Below are 19549 nucleotides of genomic sequence, written 5' to 3'. Positions count from 1 at the left end.
CTCGAACCACGGAATCCTTTGTCACACATGTCGGTTGCGCCTCTACGTGACCACTTCCACGACCGCCCCCTCCACCGTGGGGGACCTGCTGACGCAGCGTCGTGCCGTCGACCTCCTCCGCACCGGGAGCGCTCTCTGTCGCCCCCACCGCGCTGTCGACTGACCCTCCGCCCCACTCGTGCGTCACCGGCACCTCGCGTTGACGAGGTGCCGCTCCGAAAGGTTATCTTTCCAGTATGAATACTTCAGTTACCGAGCCGGAGCAGCACACCCGCCGCCTCCGGCTCCCCTCGTTCGGCGTCCAGGTCCTGATCGGCCTGGTGCTCGGCGTGGCCCTCGGCCTGGTCGCCCGCTCCATCGGCGCCGACGGCGTCGACGCGTCCACCGGCGAGGTCGACCCCAACTGGCTCACCGAGACCCTCGACACCGTCGGCGGCACGTTCGTGACGCTGCTGCGCGCGGTCGTACCTCCCTTGGTCTTCCTCGCGATCGTCGCCTCGATCGCCAACCTCCGTGACGTCACCGGCGCGGCCCGCCTGGCGTGGAAGACGCTCACCTGGTTCGCCATCACCGCACTGATCGCAGTGTCGATCGGCATCGTGCTGGGCCTCGTGCTGCAGCCCGGCGACCACACCAGCGTGACGTCCGACGCCGCGTCCGCCCCGTCGTCGAGCGGGTCGTGGCTCGACTTCCTCACCGGTCTCGTGCCCGCCAACGTGCTCGGCCTCGAGGGGTACGACAACGGTGACGGCACCGTCGGCTTCTCGTTCAACGTGCTGCAGATCCTCGTCATCGCGATCGCCGTCGGCATCGCCACGCTGAAGGTCGGCGAGGCTGCCGACCCGTTCCTCGCCTTCGTCCGCTCGGCACTCACCGTCGTGCAGAAGGTGCTGTGGTGGATCATCCTGCTCGCGCCGATCGCGACGGTCGGCCTGCTCGGCAACGCGGTCGCCAGCTACGGCTGGGACGCGCTCAGCTCGCTGGGCACGTTCACCCTGGCCATCTACGCCGGCCTGCTGATCGTGCTGCTCGGCGTCTACCCGGTCCTGCTGCGCCTCAACGGGCTGTCGGTCAAGCAGTTCTTCTCCGGCGCCTGGCCCGCGATCTCGCTGGCCTTCGTGTCCCGCTCGTCGGTCGGCACGATGCCCGTCACCGAGTCGGTGACCGAGCGCAACCTCGGCGTGCCCCGGTCGTACGCCTCCTTCGCGGTGCCGCTCGGCGCGACCACCAAGATGGACGGCTGCGCCTCGATCTACCCGGCGATCTCGGCGATCTTCGTGGCGCAGTTCTTCGGCCTCGACCTGTCGGTCACCGACTACGTCCTGATCGCGTTCGTCTCAGTGATCGGCTCGGCCGCCACCGCCGGCGTCACCGGCGCGACCGTCATGCTGACGCTCACGCTGTCGACGCTCGGCCTGCCCCTCGAGGGCGTCGGCCTGCTGCTGGCGATCGACCCGATCCTCGACATGGGCCGCACCGCCGTCAACGTCGCCGGCCAGGCGCTCGTCCCGACCATCGTGGCCAAGCGCGAGGGCATCCTCGACCTGGCGACGTACGACGCGCCGCGCGGGCGCACGGCCTGGCGCGAGGACGCGACGACCGACAACGTGGCTCCGGGCCAGGAGCCCGTCACGGCCTCCGCCTGACCACATCTCGGAGGCGACGATCCGGCTGCCACCTGCGGCCGGATCGTCGCCTGCCCGGCCGCGCTGGGATACTGGTTGCCGCCGGCCCCCGTGGCGCAACGGATAGCGCGACGGATTTCTACTCCGTTGGTTGCAGGTTCGAATCCTGCCGGGGGTGCCATCGGCTCCGCGACACGCGGGGCCACCTCCCCGCCCCACGCGCAGCAAACCTTCAGGATGTGGTCAGGCCCCGCCACGTATGAGGTTGCGGGGCCGAATCAATTTCCGAGCCAGCCGCCGCGCGGGCCGCCGAAATAGGTGAAACCCCGGCAAGTATGAGTTGCCGGGGTTTCGGTGTCTTCCGGACCGAAGTCCTTCCAACACCCCCAGTTCTATCCCTGATGTGACCCGCACCACAACCCCTTCTGCGGGGGAAGTTCACGGGTCTCGGCGTGTCGCCTCAGACACGCCGCGCGGAGACGGCGTAGGCGTCGATCTCGGCACCGATGCGGGCCTTCACGTCGTCCGGCGCGAACGACGCGTCGACCGCGGAGCGGGCCAGCTCGGCGACGCCGGACTCGTCGAGGTCGAGCAGCCCGGCCGCGACCTCGTAGTCGTGGTTGAGGGACGTCGCAAACATCGGCGGGTCGTCGGAGTTGATCGTCACCGTGACGCCCGCATCGACGAAGGTCCGCAGCGGGTGGTCCTCGATCCGGTCCACGGCACGGGTCGCGATGTTGGAGGTCGGGCAGACCTCGAGGACGATCCCGGTCTCGGCGAGGTGCGCCAGCAGCTCGGGGTCCTGCGCGGCGGAGACACCGTGCCCGATCCGCTCGGCGCCCAGCAGATGCACCGACTCCCAGATCGTCTCCGGGCCGGTGGTCTCCCCGGCGTGGGGCACCGAGTGGAGCCCGGCAGCGCGCGCCCGGTCGAAGTGCTCGGCGAACTGCGCCCGCGGCACGCCGATCTCGGGCCCGCCCAGGCCGAAGCCCACCAGGGCGTCGGTCCGGTGCCGGAGGGCGTACTCCAGGGTCGCGTCGGCAGCGGGGACCCCGGACTCGCCCGGGATGTCGTAGATCCAGCGCAGCACCAGGCCGAAGTCGCGCTCCGCCGCGATGCGCGCGTCCTCGATCGCCTCGGTGTAGGCCTCGATCGCGATCCCGCGCACCACCGAGGTGTACGGCGTGCAGGTGAGCTCGGCGTAGCGGAGGTTCTGGCCCTCGGCCATCTCGCGCGCCACCTCGTAGGTCAGCAGCCGGAGGTCCTCGGGCGTGCGCACCAGGTCGACGACCGCGAGGTAGACGTCGATGAAGTGGGCGAAGTCGCGGAACGTGAAGAACTGCTTGAGGTCGCCGAGGTCGCTCGGCACCCCGGCATCAGGGTGGCGCGCCGCGAGCTCGGAGACGATCCGCGGCGACGCTGACCCGACGTGGTGCACGTGCAGCTCGGCCTTCGGCAGGCCGGCGATGAAGGGCTGGAGGCTCACGCCCGACAGTGTTTCAGGAGGGGTGTCAGCCGACCATCCGCTGGGCGATATCGGCGATCGTGAGCCCCTCACCCTCGATCTTCTCCCCGTCGACGAACACCGACGGCGTCGAGTTGATGCCAGCCTGGGACGCCGCCTCACCGGCCGCGTCGACCCAGCCCTCGAAGGCCATGTCCTCGATGCCGGGACGTACGTCGGCCTCGGTCGCACCCGCCTCGACGGCGAGGTCGACGAGGTCGTCGTCGCTGGGGAACGGGCCCCGCTCCGAGGGCTGGTTGTCGAAGAGCAGGTCGTGGAAGGTCTTGGCGACCTCCGGGCCGGACGCGTCGAGGACGACGGCGAAGGCGTTGGCGGACTCGGGCGAGTAGTCGTCGATCCCCTCGAGGAACGGCAGCGGCCGGTACTCGACGCTGACCTCGCCGGCCTCGACAGCGGCGTCCAGCTGGTCGCGCACCGTGGTCTCGAGGTCGCCGCAGAACGGGCAGAGGAAGTCCTCGTAGACCACGATCTCCTTCGGCGCGTCAGCGTCGCCGATCACCAGGCCGTAGTCCTCGCTGGCACCGGCCGGCGGGGTGTCGGGCTTGTCGGACCCCAGGTTGGTGATCAGGAAGTAGCCGCCCACGATCAGCACCAGCACACCGGCGACCAGCCCGAAGCGGGTCAGCTGCTCCTTGCGCTTGGCGGCCTTGCGGCGCTCCTCGGCCTGCTCGCGGGCGCGCTCGGTCCGGGCCCGCCGGGCGTCCCGCTTCGCCGCGGTCGCCGCCTTCTCCTCAGCGGTCCTGTGCGAGGTCTTCTTCTGCGCCATCGAGGCTTCCTTCGGTTTCGGGGTCGTCTTCGGGATCAGTGTCGGGGTCGGAGCCGGAGCTGAACAGGACGGAGTCGAGCGCCAGTCGCGAACGTGGCCGGACGACCAGCCACGCTGACAGGGCCAGAAGTCCCACGTCGCGGGCGATCTCGCCGGGGTACTTCGCCGAGGCGTCGGGGATGTAGCCCCCGCCGCCGAAGCAGCCGCAGTCGATCGACAGCCCGCGCGCCCACGCGCTGGCGATGCCGATGATGAACGCGACGAACAGCAGCGCCGACACCACGGACGTGCCGCGCACCAGGACGCCGACGACCAGGCAGAGCCCGATCACGACCTCGAGGACGGGCAGCAGGTGGCCGACTGCGGGGACGACCGCCTCCGGCAGGAGGTCGTACGCCCGGACCGCGCGCACGCTGTCGGCGGGATGCGGCAGCTTGAGGGCGCCGGCCACGATCCACACGCCACCGGTCACCAGGCGCGCGAGGAGGCCGAACCAGTCCTTCACGCCCTCGCTCACACCTCCGTTCACACCCCGAAGGTTAGGAGGTGAGCCTGAGTCGTCCCTGAGAGCGTCCGGGAGGGAGCAGTAGGGTTGCCCGTCGTGAGCGACAGACTGGTGTGGATCGACTGCGAGATGACCGGCCTCGACCTCGGCGCGGACGCGCTGATCGAGGTCGCCGCGCTCGTCACGGACTTCGAGCTCAACGTCCTCGGTGAGGGCATCGACGTGATCATCAAGCCGTCGCCGGAGGCCCTCGACCAGATGATCGACTTCGTGCGCAGCATGCACGAGAAGTCCGGCCTGCTCGAGGAGCTCGACGCGGGCACGACCCTCGCGGACGCCGAGGAGCAGGTGCTGGCCTACGTCCACGAGCACTGCCCCGAGGGCAGCCGGCCGCCGCTCGCCGGCAACACGGTCGCGACCGACCGGGCGTTCCTCGCGCGCGACATGCAGGCGCTCGAGTCCTTCCTCCACTACCGGATCGTCGACGTCTCCTCGATCAAGGAGCTGTCGCGCCGGTGGTATCCCCGCGCCTACTTCGCCGCGCCGACCAAGCGCGGCAACCACCGTGCCCTGGCCGACATCCAGGAGAGCATCGAGGAGCTGCGCTACTACCGCGAGGCCGTCTTCGTGCCCCATCCCGGCCCGGACAGCGCCCAGGCCAAGGAGATCGCGGCGCGCCACGGCGGGCAGCTGACCGGACTCCATGCCGACGGCGGACCGGATTCCAGCTCCGGCGCCTGATTGCCCTACACTTCACGTCGTCCTCGCCGACTGGGAAACCATGACGGGCGAGCAGACATGGTGGGTATAGCTCAGCTGGTAGAGCGCCGCCTTGTGGTGGCGGATGTCGCGGGTTCAAGTCCCGTTACTCACCCCAGGAGCTCGAGGCCCTGACCGTCAGGTCAGGGCCTCGAGCAATTTCGCGTCTGCGTCACACGTCCACGACCACGACGCCGTAGTTGTCGGGCGCGCCGGCCGCCAGGACCGCCTCCTCGACCGCGCGAGCCACGTCGTCCGGCGTGCCGGGAGTCAGCAGCACCTCGGCGAGGTGCCTCGGCTCGAGGACGCTGTGCACCCCGTCGGTGGTCAGGACGAACCGGTCACCCGGCAGCACCGGCCGCACCGACAGGTCCGGCGCGGCGGGTGAGCCCGGTGCGAGCGCCCGGTTGAGCAGCGCACGGTTCTCGTCGGCGCGCGCCTCGTCCTCGGTGAGCCTGCCCTCGTCGATGAGGGACTGGACGACCGTGTGGTCGCGGGTCAGCCGCTCGAGGCCGCCGTCGCGGACGACGTACGCCCGTGAGTCACCGACGTGGGCGACGAGGGCGCGGTCGCCCGAGAGCAACAGCGCGGTGAGGGTCGTGCCGCCGGCCTCTGCGTCGCGTCCGGCCACGGCCTCGGCGGCCCGGCTGACGGCCTCGTCGAGCGCGCCCAGCGGATCGGCGTACGCCTCGACGTCGTCGAGCGCCTCGAGCGCGTCGAGCGCCGCGTCGGCGGCCCCCTCGTAGCCGTAGCCGTCGGCCACCGCGAAGAGCCGCTGGCCCGTGACCTGCGCGGCGATGCGGTGCTCCCGGGGGTAGACCCGGTCGAGGTCGAGCGAGCGGCCGCCCTGCCCGGCGCGGTGGGCCGATCGGGCAGTGGGCCTGAGGGTCGTGCTCGTGGTCGGTTGCATGGTGTCGTGTCCTCTCATCTGCGACACGAGGGTGGCGACGACCTGGCGGGCCGAGGCGGTGTCCGCCTCGACCTGGCGCCAGTAGGACAGCAGCTCGGCCGCTGCGGCCTCGCGGTCGTCCAGCCCGACGATCGTGGCGATCCGCCGCAGCGGCACGCCCGCGGAACGCAGCCGGGCGACCAGCCTGGCGCGGTCCACCTGGTCGAGCGTGTAGCGCCGGTAGCCGGTGCGCTCGTCCACGTCGGCCGGGGCCAGCAGCCCCAGGTCGTCGTAGAGCCGCAGCGCCTTGGCCGTCAGGCCGGTCGCCTGCGCGAACTCGCCGATCGTCAGCATCGTCGTCCTCTCGTGACCGGGACCCTGTGTCGCCGGCGAGACGACCATCTGGCCTGTCCCAAGGTCAAGGTCAAGCGCGGCGGCGGGACGGGAGCCGGAGAGGCAGCGGGTTCCCCCCGATCGGGTTCGCCTCGGCGACGACGTCCATGGCGTCGACGATGTTGCGCAGGTTGATGATCAGCGCGCCGTAGATCGGCCACTCGGGTGACCGGTCGGTGGACCTCAGCTCCTCACTGAAGACCTCGAGGCGACGGCGTACGTCGAGCAGGGCGGCCGGGTCGGCAGCACGCGCGGCCTGCCCGGCGTCGCCGAGCATCGAGATCCACGGGACGGCGAACGCCTCGCCCCACGTCTCGCGGTGCGCGTGCTGGCCGCCGAGCGTGCGGGCCAGGCTGCGGGTCTCGGCGACGGCCTGCTCCATCCGGCGCAGGAGGTCGTGCCACTCCTTCGGGTCCTTCATCGGCCGCGCCGACCGGCGCGGGTTCATCCGGGCGCTCTCCTGGGCCTGCCGCACCAGGGCCGACGCCTGGTCGAGGTCCTCGTCGAGGTCTCGCGTGCGGTCGACCCACGTCGCGACGTCCTCGTCAGGTGCCGCGTCGCGCAGACCGGCCGCCATGTCGACGAGGAGGGCACCGATCCCGTCGTCGATCCGGTCGAGCGCCTTGGCAGCCGTACGTCGTCGCAGCGGGGGCCACACGATCACGTTGACCAGCAGGCCGACCCCGACGCCGATCGCGGTGTCGTAGAGCCGCGAGATCAGCATCACGTCGTCGTCGAACCCGGTGGTCAGCACGACCAGGCCGGTGGTGGCGATCGTCGTCGCCTCTGCGCCCAGCCACGGGACCGACCCCAGCACGAGCGCGAGGACCAGCAGCAGTGCGATCGCCTCCGTGGAGAGACCGAACGCCTCCCCCACGGCCGTGGCCAGCAGCACCGCGACGACCGTGGCGGCCACCTGCTGGGCGCCCTTGGAGAACGTCCGGTAGACGGTGGCGTGGACCACCAGCAGCGCGGCCCACGGCGCCAGGAAGGGTTGCGGCAGGTGTAGCACGCTCGCCGCGATCACCCACGCGGCGACCGCGGCCAGCACGGTCTTTGCTAGCTGCAGGACGTCGTTCCACCAGATCGGATCACCGAGCCGGTCGTCGATCCGCTCCCTCATGCTCCTGCTCATCCGACTGACACTAGTCAGTCGGCTGGGGTCGTCCAGGAGATCGCTCACCCCGTCAGGCGAGGGACAGGAACAGCTTCTCCATCTTCTTCACGTCGAGGGAGTCGACCTCGCCGTCACCGGCGAGGAGGCACTGCTGGAGGCCGCTGGCGACGATGGCGAAGCCGGCGCGGTCCAGTGCCTTGGACACCGCAGCGAGCTGGGTGACCACGTCCTCGCACTCGCGGCCCTCCTCGAGCATCTTCAGGACGCCGGCGAGCTGTCCCTGGGCGCGCTTGATGCGGTTGATGACCGGCACCATCTCCGTCGGGTCGAGCTCCATCAGTCCTCCTCGGGCAGTGCGGCCAGTGCCGCGGTCAGGCGTTGCTTGGCGTCGGCGGCCACGGTGTCGAGCGCGCCCGTGTCGGCCAGGCCCATCATCGCGTCCGGGTCGAAGGCCTCGACCAGGGTGGTGGTGGCGTCGAGGGAGCGCACCACCACGTTGCACGGGAGCACCGCGGCGATGGAGGGGTCGACCGTGATCGCCTCGTACGCCAGGGCCGGTCGGCAGGCACCGAGGATCGTCTGGGGCGGCAGGTCGACGTCGAGCTTGGCCTTCATGGTGGCGGCGAGGTCGATCTCGGTGAGGATCCCGAATCCCTGGTCGGACAGCGCCTCTCGCGTCGCGGCGAGCGCCTCGTCGTACGGCACCGCGAGCGTGCGGCTGATGGTGAAGCCCATGGGTGGGGTTCCTCTCGTGGCGTGGGTCTGCAGGATGCCCACAGCATACCCCCCGGGGTGTTTTGCATCCTCGGTGGATACCCCCTAGGGTATTTGTCATGAGCCACACACCCGAGATCTCGATCGAGACCTACGCCGCCGAACGCGACGCCGGCACGACCGTCGACGTCCGCGAGAAGGCCGAGTACGCCCAGGCCCACGTCCCGGGGGCGGTCCTGCTGCCCATGGGCCAGCTGGCCTCACGCCTCGGCGAGCTCGACCGCTCCACCCGGGTCCACGTGATCTGCGCCTCGGGCAACCGGTCGAGGGCGATGACCGACCTCCTGGTCGCGGCCGGCTTCGACGCAGTCTCGGTCGCCGGTGGCACGCAGGCCTGGATCCGGTCGGGCCGCGCCGTCGGAGTGGGGCTGTGATGGGCGAGCTGACCGTCATCCCCGTCGAGACGCCCACCCTGGGCGACCGCAGCTACCTGGTCCACGACGGAGAGGTGGCGCTGGTGGTCGACCCCCAGCGTGACATCGACCGGATCCTCACCCTGCTCGACGACCACGGCGTCCGCCTGACGCACGTCTTCGAGACCCACATCCACAACGACTACGTCACCGGTGGCCTCGCGCTCGCGCAGCGCACCGGTGCCCAGTACCTCGTCAACGGCGAGGACGACGTGTCCTTCGTCCGCACCCCCGTGGCGGACGGACACGTCGTCGAGGTGGGTGGACGGATGCGCATCACCGCGCTGGCGACCCCCGGCCACACGTTCACCCACCTCTCCTACGTCCTGACCGACGGCGACGAGCACGTCGGCGTCTTCTCGGGCGGCTCGCTGCTCTTCGGCGCGACCGGGCGCCCGGACCTCCTCGGGCCCGAGCACACCCACGACCTGGTCCACCACCAGCACGCCTCGGCGCACCGGCTCGCCGAGCTGCTGCCCGACGAGGCCGAGGTCTACCCGACCCACGGCTTCGGGTCCTTCTGCTCCGCCACCCAGTCCGACGCCACGTCCTCCACGATCGGTCGCGAGAAGCAGGCCAACCCGGTCCTGACCCAGGACGAGGAGACGTACGTCGAGGAGCTGCTGGCCGGCCTCGGCCCGTGGCCGGCGTACTACGCCCACATGGCACCGGCCAACAGCGCTGGGCCGAGCGAGCCCGACCTCTCTCCCCCGGCGGTCGCCGACGCGGCCGAGCTGCGGCGGCGCATCGAGGCCGGCGAGTGGGTCGTCGACCTGCGCACCCGCACCGCCTTCGCGGCGGGGCACGCGCCCGGCACGCTCAACTTCGGGCTCGACGGCGGGTTCGCGACCTACCTCGGCTGGCTCATCACGTGGGGCACCCCGCTCACGCTGCTGGGCGAGAGCGCCGAGGACGTCGCCGCGGCCCAGCGCGAGCTGGTGCGCATCGGGATCGACCGACCGGCTGCCCACGCCACCGGCACGCCCGAGGACTGGAGCGACCGCGGGCTCAGCTCCTTCCCTACGGCGACCTTTGCTGACCTCGCCCAGGTGCGCCACCACCGCGAGGTGGTCGTGCTCGACGTACGCCGGGCCGACGAGCACGACGCGGCCCGCATCGACGGGGCGGTCAACATCCCGCTCCACGAGCTGATGGAGCGCCTCGCAGACGTCCCTCCGGGCGAGGTCTGGGTGCACTGCGCCGGGGGTTACCGCGCCTCCGTCGCGGCCTCGATGCTCGACGCCGCAGGCCGATCGCTCGTCGCCGTCGACGACTCCTTCGACAACGCGGAGAAGGTGGGCCTGCACCTGGTCGGGCCGGAGGCGTGACCCTCGCCGTCGCGGTCGTCGCCGGCGCGCTCATCGGGCTCAGCCTCGGAGCGCTCGGCGGTGGTGGCTCGATCCTCGCCGTCCCGGTGCTGGTCTACGCGCTCGGACAGGGCCCGGCCCAGGCCACCACCGGGTCGCTGGTGGTCGTGGCCGTGACCTCGCTGGTCGGCGCGGTGGCGGCGCACCGTGCCGGCAACGTGCTGCTCGCCCGCGGTGCCGCCTTCGGGCTCGTCGCCATCGGCGGCGCGATCGCCGGGGCCCGGGCCTCGGCCGCCGTCGCCGAGCCGGTGCTGCTCGGTGCGTTCGCCGCACTCATGCTCGTCGTGGGCACCCTGCTGCCCGTACGCCAGTGGCGCGGTCGGCGCACCGACCCGGCTGACCGACCCGTCCGCCGGCCCGGGCTGGACGACCCGATCATCACCTTCAGCCCGACCTTCGCGTGCCAGTGCCCGCGCGCCCTCAAGGTGCTCGTCACGGCCACCGCGGTCGGTCTGCTCACCGGCTTCCTCGGCGTCGGCGGTGGCTTCCTCGTCGTCCCGGCGCTGCTCGTCGCCCTGAGCCTGCCGATGGAGTACGCCGCCGGCACCTCGCTCGTCGTCATCACGATCACCAGCACCGTGGCACTGCTCGCCCGCGCGGGCAGCGGCGTCGCTCCCGACTGGGGCTCGGTCGTGGCCCTGACCGTCGCGGCCGCCCTGGCCGCCGTCGTCGGCGCCCGGATCGCCGACCGGGCCGACACCCGACGACTGACCGCCGCCTTCACTGGGCTGGTCCTCGCCGTCGCGGCATACACCGCCGTTCAGGCCCTGCCTGCCCTCGTCTGACCCTCCGCACCCCCGACAGAGAGATCACTGCCATGACGTCGACGGCCACCCGCCGCCACGCTGCCCCCCGCGCCTCCTTCCGCGACCCCGACGGACTCGGCTACCGCCCAGGCCCCCTGGGCCGGCTGGGGGTGTGGGTCACGCACCACCGCCGGCTGACGGCCGGCGTGTGGCTGCTGCTGGTCGTCGGCCTCGGCGCCTTCGCGCCGAAGGTCGAGGCCAACCTGTCCGGCGCCGGCTGGCAGGCCGACGGTTCCGAGTCCGTCGCCGTGCGCGAGCTCGCGACGGAGAGCTTCGGCGGCAACGCCAGCTCGGCGATCCAGGTCGTCGTGCACAGCACCGACGGCCCCGTCACCGAGGGCCGGGGCCAGGAGGTCATCGATGAGGTGAGCGCGCTGCTCGGGGACGAGCCGCGCATCGCCGACGTGATCGCGCCCCAACCCGGAGCATCGCTGAGCGAGGACGGCTCGACGGCCGTGGTCCTCGCGGGCGCAGGCGCCGACCCCAACGATATGGTGCGTGTCGCCGACGAGCTCAAGGGCGAGCTCGAGGCGCTGTCGGGCAACGGCATCGAGGTCAACCCGACCGGTGCGTCGCTGCTCTGGTCGGACTTCAACGAGGCCAACCTCGAGGCGATGTTGAAGTCCGAGATGGTGTCGTGGCCGGTCACGCTGGCGATCCTCGTGATCGCATTCGGCGCCCTGGTCGCCGCCGGCCTCCCCCTCATCCTCACCCTGGCCGGGCTCGTCGCCTCCGCCGGTTCGCTGGTCCTCATCAACGAGCTCGTGCCGGTCTCCATCTGGGCGATGAACTTCGCCATGATGTTCGCCCTCGCCCTGGGCATCGACTACGCACTGTTCCTGGTCGTGCGGTTCCGCGCCGCGCGGATGGGGCACCACGAGACGCCTCGCCAGGCCATCGCCGAGACCATGGACACCGCCGGCAAGGCAGTGCTCCTCTCGGGCCTCACCGTGCTCGTCTCGCTCTCGGCCGTGATGCTGGTCCCCTCGCCGTCCTTCCGGTCGATGGCCGGCGGGATCATGCTCGCGGTGGTCTTCGTGCTGGCCGCGACGCTGACCCTGCTCCCCCTCGTGCTGTTCGTGCTCGACCACCGCATCAACAAGCTGGCGCTGAAGTGGGTCCACACCGGCGAGCACCGCTCCGCGCGGTTCGCCGCCTGGGGTGAGCGTCTCTGGAAGCACCCGGTCGCCTTCGGGCTCGCCTCCCTCGTGGTCCTGCTCGTCCTCGCCGCCCCGGTCCTCGGACTGCGGACCGCGATGCCGTCGATCCAGGTCCTGCCGGAGGAGGCCAGCGCCAGGGTCGGATACGACCAAGTCCAGGAGGCCTTCGGCGACGGTGCCCCCGGCACCCTCCAGGTCGTCGCCGACCGCACGGACGCCGAGGCGTCGTACGACGTCCTGAGCTCGGACGCCGGCATCGCCGGTGTCATGCCCGCCCAACCGGCGGCCGACGGCAGCGGGCTCGTCCTGCTCCAGGCGGTCCCGACCGTCGACCCGTCCGACCCGGCGCTGGGCACCACCGTCGACCGGCTGCGGGCAGACCTGCCCGCGTCCGCGCTCGTCGGCGGCGCAGCCGTGGAGAACCTCGACCTCAAGGCGCAGCTCGACGAGTCCACCCCGCTGGTGATCGGCGTCGTGCTGGCCCTGGGCTTCCTGCTCCTGCTGGTGGCGCTCCAGGCGCCGCTCATCTCTCTGCTGGGCACCCTGGCCAGCCTGCTGTCCACCGCCGCAGCGTTCGGTGTGGCGCGACTGGTCTTCCAGGAGGGCATCGGTGCCGACCTGCTCGGCTTCGAGTCGCAGGGCTTCCTCGACGCGTGGGCCCCGGTGTTCTTCTTCGCGATGATCTTCGCCATCGCCATGGACTACACGGTGTTCCTGCTCGCCTCGGCGAAGGAGCACTACGAGCGCTCCGGCGACCCGCGCGAGGCCATGGTGGGCTCGCTGGCCCACTCGGGTCGGGTGATCTTCGCCGCCGGCGCGGTCATGGTCGCGGTCTTCTTCACCTTCGCGCTGTCCGGTCCGCTCCCTCCCAAGGAGATGGGGATCGTGCTCGGCGTCGCCGTGCTGCTCGACGCCTTCCTGGTCCGGCTCGTGCTGCTGCCCGTGATGCTGCGACTCTCCGGGCGCGCTGCATGGTGGACTCCTCGCTGGCTCACCCGGGTCCTGCCGAGGATCACCTTCTCGCACGGCTGAGCCGAGCGAACCCACACGCCATCCCGTCACCTCCCCACACAGAACGGAGCACTCCATGTGCCGACCCACCCGATGCAAGACCTGCGGCAGGACCACCTGGGCCGGCTGCGGCCAGCACGTCGCCCAGGTGAAGGCCGGCGTCCCCGCCGCCCAGTGGTGCAACGGCAAGCACAGCGCGGAGGAGAAGGCGGCCGCCGGCTCCAGCGGTGGCTTCTTCACCAGGCTCTTCGGCCGCTGACCGTCCCCTGACCGGGCGGGTCAGTCCGCCTGGGCGTCGATCAGTGCGATGAACTCGTCGGCCATCTCGAGCTGGCGGACGAGGGCCACCCGACGCTCGGTCGCCTCACCGCGGATCTCCGCCAACCGCGTGCGTACGTCGGCGCGGTCGGTCGCGCTGGCGCCGGGAGCCTCGAGCACCTCGAGGTCGTCCATGACGTCCTTCATCTGCTCGAGGCTGAAGCCGAGGGGCTTCATCCGGCGGATCACGAGGATCTTCTCCACGTCCGCCTCGGTGTAGAGGCGGAACCCGCCGTCGGTGCGACCCGAGGGCCGGAGCAGGCCGACCTCCTCCCAGTGGCGCAGGCTGCGCAGCGACAGCTCGGTGCGCGTGGCGACCTCGCCGATGTGCATGACCTGCCCGGCCCGGATGCCGTCCTCCACGCGCGTGCCTCTCGTCGTCGTCCGGATTCCAACTCTACCCTTACGTGAGGTTAGAGTTCCCGACCGTGCCCCAGCCTGCCACCACCGACCACCTCGAGCCCACCGTCCGCAACGCGCTGCGCTCCCCGAAGATGCTGCGCACCGAGGTCCTCGCCGGCCTCGTCGTCGCGCTCGCACTCATCCCCGAGGCGATCTCGTTCTCGATCATCGCCGGGGTCGACCCGCGCATCGGTCTCTTCGCCTCGTTCACGATGGCGGTGTCGATCGCCTTCCTCGGCGGTCGTCCAGCGATGATTTCGGCCGCGACCGGCGCGGTCGCACTGGTGATCGCCCCGGTGATGCGCGACCACGGCTACGACTACCTCGTCGCCACGGTGCTGCTCGGCGGTGTCATCCAGATCGCCCTCGGTCTCGGCGGCTTCGGCAAGCTGATGCGCTTCATCCCGCGCTCGGTCATGGTCGGGTTCGTCAACGCCCTCGCGATCCTCATCTTCGTGGCGCAGATCCCCTACCTGGTCGACGTGCCGTGGCTGGTCTACCCGATGGTCGCCGCCGGTCTCGCGATCATGGTCGCGCTGCCGAGGGTCACCACCGTCGTACCCGCTCCGCTCGTCGCGATCGTCGCGCTCACCGGCTTCACCGTGCTGGCAGCGATCTCCGTGCCCGACGTCGGCGACGAGGGCGAGCTGCCCGACAGCCTGCCCGCCCTGTTCTTCCCCGATGTCCCGTGGACGCTCGAGACGCTGCAGGTCATCGCTCCCTACGCGCTGGCAATGGCGCTCGTCGGACTGCTCGAGTCACTGCTGACGGCCAAGCTGGTCGACGACATCACCGACACCCACTCCAACAAGACGCGCGAGTCGTGGGGCCAGGGTGCCGCCAACGTCATCACCGGCTTCTTCGGCGGAATGGGCGGCTGCGCCATGATCGGCCAGACCCTCATCAACGTGAACGTCTCCCGCGCCCGCACGCGGATCTCGACGTTCCTCGCCGGCGTCTTCCTGCTCATCCTCGTGGTCGGCCTCGGGGACGTCGTCGCGATCATCCCGATGGCCGCGCTGGTCGCGGTCATGATCCTGGTCTCGGTCGGCACCTTCGACTGGCACTCGATCCAGCCGGCCACCCTGCGCCGGATGCCGAAGTCGGAGACCACCGTGATGGTCGCGACCGTCGCCGTCACCGTGGCGACGCACAACCTCGCCATCGGCGTCGTGGTCGGCGTCCTCGTCGCGATGACCCTCTTCGCCCGCCGCGTCGCCCACCTCACCGAGGTCCAGCGCGAGGTGATCGAGGACCGCAAGGGTGTCTCGACCGCCGTCTACCGGGTGACCGGCCAGCTCTTCTTCGCCTCGTCGAACGACCTCTACACCCAGTTCGACTACGCCGAGGACCCCGACCAGGTCGTCATCGACCTCACCGACTCCCACGTCTGGGACGCCTCCACCGTGGCCTCGCTCGACGCGATCACCACGAAGTACGAGCGCAAGGGCAAGACCGTCGAGATCGTCGGGCTCAACCCCGCGAGTGCCGAGCGGCACGAGCGGCTCACCGGGTCACTGCCCTCGCACTGACCTGCGGCCGGGTGCTGCTCAGGAGCCGTGCCGGCCACTGATGCCGGCCGGTTGCGCCTTGTGGCGCGAGGCTTCCGGGCTGGCGAGCAGGACCGGGCAGGTGGCCTCGCGCAGCACTGCCCGGGCAACCGGGCCGATGTGCGAGCCGTAGGGCACGAGCGGGTCGTGGCGACCGATCACCAGCAGGTCGGCTCCCTCCGCGGCGCCGAGGATCGCCTCGATGGCACGCCCGGGGTGGACCACGACCTCGGCCTCGATGGCCACGGACTCGTCGCCCAACGCGTCGAGCGCCGCGCGAACCTCGGCCTTCGACCGGTCGGTCCAGCGCGCGTGCTCAGCGGGCTCGACGGGCACTCCCTCGTAGTGCACGGGCATCGCCCACGAGTGCACGACGGTCAGCATCGCGCCCCGCGCACGGGACTCGGCCACGGCCGCCGACAACACCTCCGCCGAGCGCTCGGGCACGTCGACACCGGCGACGACGACAGGTGAGCCTCCGGATCGCTTCCAGCCACTGGGCACGGCCACGACCGGCACGTGCACGCGGGCGGCGACACCACCGGCGATGGTGCGGTTGACGACGCGCGCCACCCGGGAGAGGTGCCGGTGCTCGAGCACGAGCGTGCGTGCCGTGGCGGCGATCTCCGTCAGCACCTCGACGGGCGTGCCGTGGCGCAGCTCGTGCGTCACCGGCACCGCGCCGGCCACGAGCTCCTCCGCCGTCTTCACGGCGCGGTCCAGCGTCTCGCGTCCCCACATGTCCAGGTCCGCCTGCGGGACGAGCGTGCCCCGCGGCCCGTCGGGCATCAGGTGGACGGCGTGCACCAGGTGCAGGCCGCACCCAGCACGCACGGCTTCCTCGGCGGCGTACTCGAGGGCGGAGTCCACCTCCGTCGTCCCCACTCCGACGACGACGGGACGCCCGTTGGTCTGCTGCTCGGTCATGACGTGCTCCTCCACTGGTCTGGTGGAACCACTGTCCGCCGGGGCGCCGCCGACGCGAAGGGTCCTTGGACCCGGTGGCGCCCGGCGAAGGACCCTGACGAGGGACTACGTTGTCCGGATGCTTTCCGGCTCCCAGTCCTATGACGTCGTCGTGGTCGGCGGCGGTCACAACGCGTTGGTCAGCGCCGCCTACCTCGCCCGCGCCGGCCTCTCGGTCGTGGTGCTCGAGCGGCTCGACCACACCGGCGGTGCGGCCGTCTCGGTCGAGCCCTTCTCCGGACATCCCGCGCGGCTGTCGCGCTACTCCTACCTCGTGAGCCTGATGCCGGAGCAGCTGATGGCCGACCTGGGCCTCGACGTCCGGCTCGCATCGCGCACCACTGCGTCGTACACCCCCTGGCTCCGCGGCGAGCGCTCCGGCGGCCTGCTCGTCGAGCGCCCGGAGGGCGAGGCGACGCGCGCCTCCTTCCGCGACCTCACCGGCAGTGACGAGGAGTACGCCGCCTGGCAGGCGTTCTACGCCGAGGTCGGCCGCGTCGCCGAGGCCGTGGCGCCGACCCTCATGCAGCCCCTCCCCCTCGAGCGCGAGGTCCGCTCGCTGGTCGACCCGACGACATGGGCCGATGTCGTGGAGCAGCCCCTGGGGCGGGCGATCACGTCGCGGTTCGCAGACGACACCGTGCGCGGGGTCGTCGCCACCGACGCCCTGATCGGCACGTTCGCGTCGATGGACGACCCGTCGCTGATCCAGAACCGCTGCTTCCTCTACCACCTGATCGGCAACGGCACCGGCGAGTGGCGCGTGCCGATCGGGGGCATGGGCGCGGTGACCGACGCCCTCGCGAAGGCGGCCGTCGAGGCCGGCGCCGAGATCATCACCGGGGCCGGCGTCAGCGCGATCACGCCCGGGCCCGACGGCGCCGAGGTCGACTGGCACGACGGCGACGGCCAGCACTCCGTGACCGGTCGGCGGGTGCTCGCGGGCGTGGCGCCGTGGGTGCTCCGGATCCTGCTCGGGGAGGGCGAGGAGGCCGAGACCAAGCCGTCCGGCTCGCAGCTCAAGATCAACTTCCTGCTCGACCGGCTCCCGGCGCTGAAGTCCGGCGCCGACCCGGAGGTCGCGTTCGCCGGCACGCTGCACCTCGCCGAGGACTACACCCAGCTCGAGCGGGCGTACGACGCCGCTGCCGGCGGGCAGGTGCCCGACCCGATGCCGGGCGAGGTCTACTGCCACAGCCTCACCGACCCCTCGATCCTCGGCGACCGAGCCGGCTCCGCGCACACGCTGACCTACTTCGGGCTGCACGTCCCCGCCGACCTGTTCGACGCCGATCCCGGCGCCCGCGACACCGCCGTCAGCCGTGCGCTCGCCTCGATCGACGCGGTGCTCGCCGAGCCGCTCGCGGACTGCCTCGCGAGGGACGCCGACGGCAAGCCGTGCATCGAGGCGAAGATCCCGCAGGACGTCGAGAAGGACCTCGCGATGCCGGGCGGGCACATCTTCCACGGCGACCTCGAGTGGCCCTGGGCACCCAACCGGTCGCGCCTCGACACCCCCGCCCAGCAGTGGGGCGTGCAGACCGAGCACGACGCCGTGCTGCTGTGCGGATCGGGCGCGCGTCGCGGCGGGGCAGTGTCCGGACTCGGCGGCCACAACGCCGCACAGGCGGTCCTCGCGGAACTCTGAGCCGGCCCGGGATCCCGATTTCGCCTGCCCGAGACCGGGCTGTAGAGTTCTACTCGCTTCACCGCATGCGCCATTAGCTCAATTGGCAGAGCAGCTGACTCTTAATCAGCGGGTTCGGGGTTCGAGTCCCTGATGGCGTACCGATCAAGCCCCTGACCAGCGGAAACGCAGGTCAGGGGCTCTTTCGTTGTCGGCGAAGTGCCCGAAAAGTGCCCGAAAAGTCCGCGGCCTTCGGGCGCCTCCCGACCGCATGCTCGCGGATTCAGACGTCGGCGCCAGCCGTCGGCCGGGCCAGGATCTCGGCCGCCGCAGCGACGGTCGTCTTGCGGCCCATGTAGACGTCGGTGGTCATCGACGGGTTGCGGTGACCGAGCTGGTCTGCGATCTGGCGGGCGCTGATGCCGGCCTCGTCGAGCCGGGTGGCGACCGTCTTGCGGAAGGTGTGAGAGGTGACCCAGTCGAACCCGATGCGGTCGAAGAGCCGGCGCAGCTCGCCCGTCGTGTTGGACCGGTTGCGGACCCTGCCGAGCGGTGAGGGGAAGAGCACCTCGTCGGTATTGATGGCCGGGTCGGCGATGCGACGCCTCAGCGTCGCGACCACGTGCGGCGGGAGGGCGAGGACCCGCCAGCCGGCGTCGGTCTTGGTCCATTCCTGGATGCCGCCGTCGGTGGCGGTGGCGGTGATCTCGACGACGCCTGCGTCGAGGTCGAGGTAGCGCGGGCGAACGGCGCTGGCCTCGCCGATGCGGCTGCCGGTCGCGGAAAGGAACTCGATGAGGTCCACGAGGTCCATCTCGCGTGCCTTGTGGTCGGCAGACGCCTTGGCGAGCAGCTCGGCGTGCTCGGCGACGGTGAGCGCCCGGGGTGACTGGCGTCGCGGAGCCTCCAGGCGGCGTGCCTGTCGGACCGGGTTGTCCCGCAGCGCGCCATGGTCGATGGCGAGCTGGACCATGCCGCTGAGCACCGAGCGGGTCAACTTTGCTGTGGCGTAGCCGTGCTTGCGGGCGATCGCGGCGAGGAATCGGTTGATGGCCGGGACGGTGATCTCACGGACCTGCAGGTCACCCATGCCGGGCCTGACGAGGTCGGCGGCAAGCTTGACGTAGCGCTCGCGGCTCGACGGGGCGAGGCTGGCGCGGGCGGCGACGTCCTCGAGGTACACCTCGATGAGGGCCGTGACGCGCATGTGACCGGTGACCGCAGATGCGGTGGGGTCCTGGCGCTCGGTGATGGCGAGCTTCAGCGCTGAGACCGCCTCGGTCTTGGTGGGACGAAATCGAGCGATCTGGGAGACGGTCCCGTCGTAGTCGCGGTACCGGCTGCGCGCACGCCAGCTCCCGTTCGGCATCCGCAGGGTGCTGATGTCGCCCCACGTGCCCACCGTCAGCGGTGGTCGTCCGCTCCGCATCGTCTCGCCTTCCCTCCTTGGTGGCCTCGAACCCGTGGCAGCTGTGTGTTGCAGATCCAACCTGTCGCGTCCGACCACCTCGTCATCGCAGGGCGGGAACTGTGGAGTACGCGAGCCATAGGCAGCCTGTGGATCGTTTGTGCGCAC

Annotated in this window: 19 protein-coding genes and 3 tRNA genes; 12 read left to right on the top strand and 10 right to left on the bottom strand. The window is 71.2% G+C overall.

The features are described 5' to 3' along the window. The first annotated feature begins 236 nt into the window (after positions 1 to 236). A complete protein-coding gene (locus tag EUA06_RS00250) occupies positions 237 to 1646 on the top strand; it encodes a dicarboxylate/amino acid:cation symporter (protein WP_129473017.1) in 1410 nt (469 codons plus the stop codon). Positions 1647 to 1730: 84 nt separating this feature from the next. Then, positions 1731 to 1806, top strand: a tRNA-Arg gene (locus EUA06_RS00245). Between the two features lie 279 nt (positions 1807 to 2085). Here the strand turns inward: EUA06_RS00245 and EUA06_RS00240 are convergent. The 3 genes from EUA06_RS00240 to EUA06_RS00230 are packed head-to-tail and all read right to left on the bottom strand — an operon-like array spanning position 2086 to position 4445. Further along, positions 2086 to 3111, bottom strand: a complete 1026-nt coding sequence (locus tag EUA06_RS00240; protein WP_207208146.1) for an adenosine deaminase — start codon at positions 3109 to 3111, stop codon at positions 2086 to 2088. A 25-nt stretch (positions 3112 to 3136) separates the two neighbouring features. Continuing rightward, positions 3137 to 3916 carry a DsbA family protein gene (locus EUA06_RS00235; RefSeq protein WP_129473016.1) on the bottom strand — a complete coding sequence of 260 codons (780 nt, stop codon included), beginning with the start codon at positions 3914 to 3916 and terminating at the stop codon, positions 3137 to 3139. Continuing rightward, positions 3882 to 4445, bottom strand: a complete 564-nt coding sequence (locus EUA06_RS00230) for a MauE/DoxX family redox-associated membrane protein (protein ID WP_242497884.1) — start codon at positions 4443 to 4445, stop codon at positions 3882 to 3884. Before EUA06_RS00230 ends, EUA06_RS00235 begins: the two co-directional genes overlap by 35 nt. 72 nt (positions 4446 to 4517) lie before the next feature. On the opposite strand from EUA06_RS00230, the gene orn reads away from it, so the two are divergent. Together orn and EUA06_RS00220 are read left to right on the top strand one after the other, a co-directional pair. After that, the gene (orn, locus tag EUA06_RS00225; RefSeq protein ID WP_129473015.1) at positions 4518 to 5162 is read left to right on the top strand and encodes an oligoribonuclease; all 645 of its coding nucleotides are present in this window, start codon (positions 4518 to 4520) and stop codon (positions 5160 to 5162) included. A 60-nt stretch (positions 5163 to 5222) separates the two neighbouring features. Continuing rightward, positions 5223 to 5298, top strand: a tRNA-His gene (locus EUA06_RS00220). A gap of 54 nt (positions 5299 to 5352) precedes the next feature. On the opposite strand, the gene EUA06_RS00215 is transcribed toward EUA06_RS00220, so the two are convergent. The 4 genes from EUA06_RS00215 to EUA06_RS00200 form a co-directional block, all read right to left on the bottom strand. Next, complete coding sequence (locus tag EUA06_RS00215) at positions 5353 to 6423, bottom strand: MerR family transcriptional regulator (protein ID WP_207208145.1); 1071 nt, start codon at positions 6421 to 6423, stop codon at positions 5353 to 5355. A 70-nt stretch (positions 6424 to 6493) separates the two neighbouring features. Then, positions 6494 to 7597, bottom strand: coding sequence for an FUSC family protein (locus EUA06_RS00210; protein WP_129473013.1), 1104 nt, complete (start codon positions 7595 to 7597; stop codon positions 6494 to 6496). Between the two features lie 52 nt (positions 7598 to 7649). After that, positions 7650 to 7916, bottom strand: a complete 267-nt coding sequence (locus EUA06_RS00205) for a metal-sensitive transcriptional regulator (protein ID WP_129473012.1) — start codon at positions 7914 to 7916, stop codon at positions 7650 to 7652. After that, on the bottom strand, positions 7916 to 8314 hold the full coding sequence (locus EUA06_RS00200; RefSeq protein WP_129473011.1) for a DUF302 domain-containing protein: 399 nt from the start codon (positions 8312 to 8314) through the stop codon (positions 7916 to 7918). The genes EUA06_RS00205 and EUA06_RS00200 overlap by 1 nt, the downstream gene beginning before the upstream one ends. Before the next feature lie 98 nt (positions 8315 to 8412). On the opposite strand from EUA06_RS00200, the gene EUA06_RS00195 reads away from it, so the two are divergent. The 5 genes from EUA06_RS00195 to EUA06_RS00175 are packed head-to-tail and all read left to right on the top strand — an operon-like array spanning position 8413 to position 13369. After that, a complete protein-coding gene (locus EUA06_RS00195) occupies positions 8413 to 8727 on the top strand; it encodes a rhodanese-like domain-containing protein (protein ID WP_129473010.1) in 315 nt (104 codons plus the stop codon). Beyond that, on the top strand, positions 8727 to 10094 hold the full coding sequence (locus tag EUA06_RS00190; RefSeq protein ID WP_129473009.1) for an MBL fold metallo-hydrolase: 1368 nt from the start codon (positions 8727 to 8729) through the stop codon (positions 10092 to 10094). The genes EUA06_RS00195 and EUA06_RS00190 overlap by 1 nt, the downstream gene beginning before the upstream one ends. Then, a complete protein-coding gene (locus EUA06_RS00185; RefSeq protein WP_129473008.1) occupies positions 10091 to 10918 on the top strand; it encodes a sulfite exporter TauE/SafE family protein in 828 nt (275 codons plus the stop codon). The genes EUA06_RS00190 and EUA06_RS00185 overlap by 4 nt, the downstream gene beginning before the upstream one ends. Positions 10919 to 10950: 32 nt before the next feature. After that, positions 10951 to 13131, top strand: coding sequence for an MMPL family transporter (locus tag EUA06_RS00180; RefSeq protein WP_129473007.1), 2181 nt, complete (start codon positions 10951 to 10953; stop codon positions 13129 to 13131). 55 nt (positions 13132 to 13186) lie between these two features. After that, positions 13187 to 13369, top strand: coding sequence for a hypothetical protein (locus EUA06_RS00175; protein WP_129473006.1), 183 nt, complete (start codon positions 13187 to 13189; stop codon positions 13367 to 13369). A gap of 20 nt (positions 13370 to 13389) precedes the next feature. Here EUA06_RS00175 and EUA06_RS00170 read toward each other — a convergent pair whose 3' ends face one another. Next, the gene (locus tag EUA06_RS00170) at positions 13390 to 13791 is read right to left on the bottom strand and encodes a MerR family transcriptional regulator (protein ID WP_207208144.1); all 402 of its coding nucleotides are present in this window, start codon (positions 13789 to 13791) and stop codon (positions 13390 to 13392) included. 65 nt (positions 13792 to 13856) lie between these two features. Between EUA06_RS00170 and EUA06_RS00165 the strand changes: the two genes are divergently transcribed. Then, positions 13857 to 15362, top strand: a complete 1506-nt coding sequence (locus EUA06_RS00165; RefSeq protein WP_242497883.1) for a SulP family inorganic anion transporter — start codon at positions 13857 to 13859, stop codon at positions 15360 to 15362. An 18-nt stretch (positions 15363 to 15380) separates the two neighbouring features. Here the strand turns inward: EUA06_RS00165 and EUA06_RS00160 are convergent, their stop codons facing one another. After that, on the bottom strand, positions 15381 to 16307 hold the full coding sequence (locus EUA06_RS00160; RefSeq protein WP_129473005.1) for a universal stress protein: 927 nt from the start codon (positions 16305 to 16307) through the stop codon (positions 15381 to 15383). A gap of 118 nt (positions 16308 to 16425) precedes the next feature. On the opposite strand from EUA06_RS00160, the gene EUA06_RS00155 reads away from it, so the two are divergent. Both EUA06_RS00155 and EUA06_RS00150 read left to right on the top strand, forming a co-directional pair. Then, positions 16426 to 17994, top strand: coding sequence for a phytoene desaturase family protein (locus EUA06_RS00155; RefSeq protein WP_129473004.1), 1569 nt, complete (start codon positions 16426 to 16428; stop codon positions 17992 to 17994). Between the two features lie 67 nt (positions 17995 to 18061). Next, positions 18062 to 18134: transfer RNA gene (locus tag EUA06_RS00150), tRNA-Lys, on the top strand. 122 nt (positions 18135 to 18256) lie between these two features. Here the strand turns inward: EUA06_RS00150 and EUA06_RS00145 are convergent. After that, entirely contained in the window at positions 18257 to 19402 is a 1146-nt protein-coding gene (locus EUA06_RS00145) for a site-specific integrase (protein WP_129473003.1), read from the bottom strand. Positions 19403 to 19549 lie beyond the last annotated feature (147 nt).

The sequence above is a fragment of the Nocardioides glacieisoli genome (assembly GCF_004137245.1).
Lineage (GTDB): Bacteria > Actinomycetota > Actinomycetes > Propionibacteriales > Nocardioidaceae > Nocardioides > Nocardioides glacieisoli.
The sequence above is the reverse complement of the archived record's forward strand: the minus strand, read 5'-3'. Positions and strand labels throughout refer to the sequence as shown.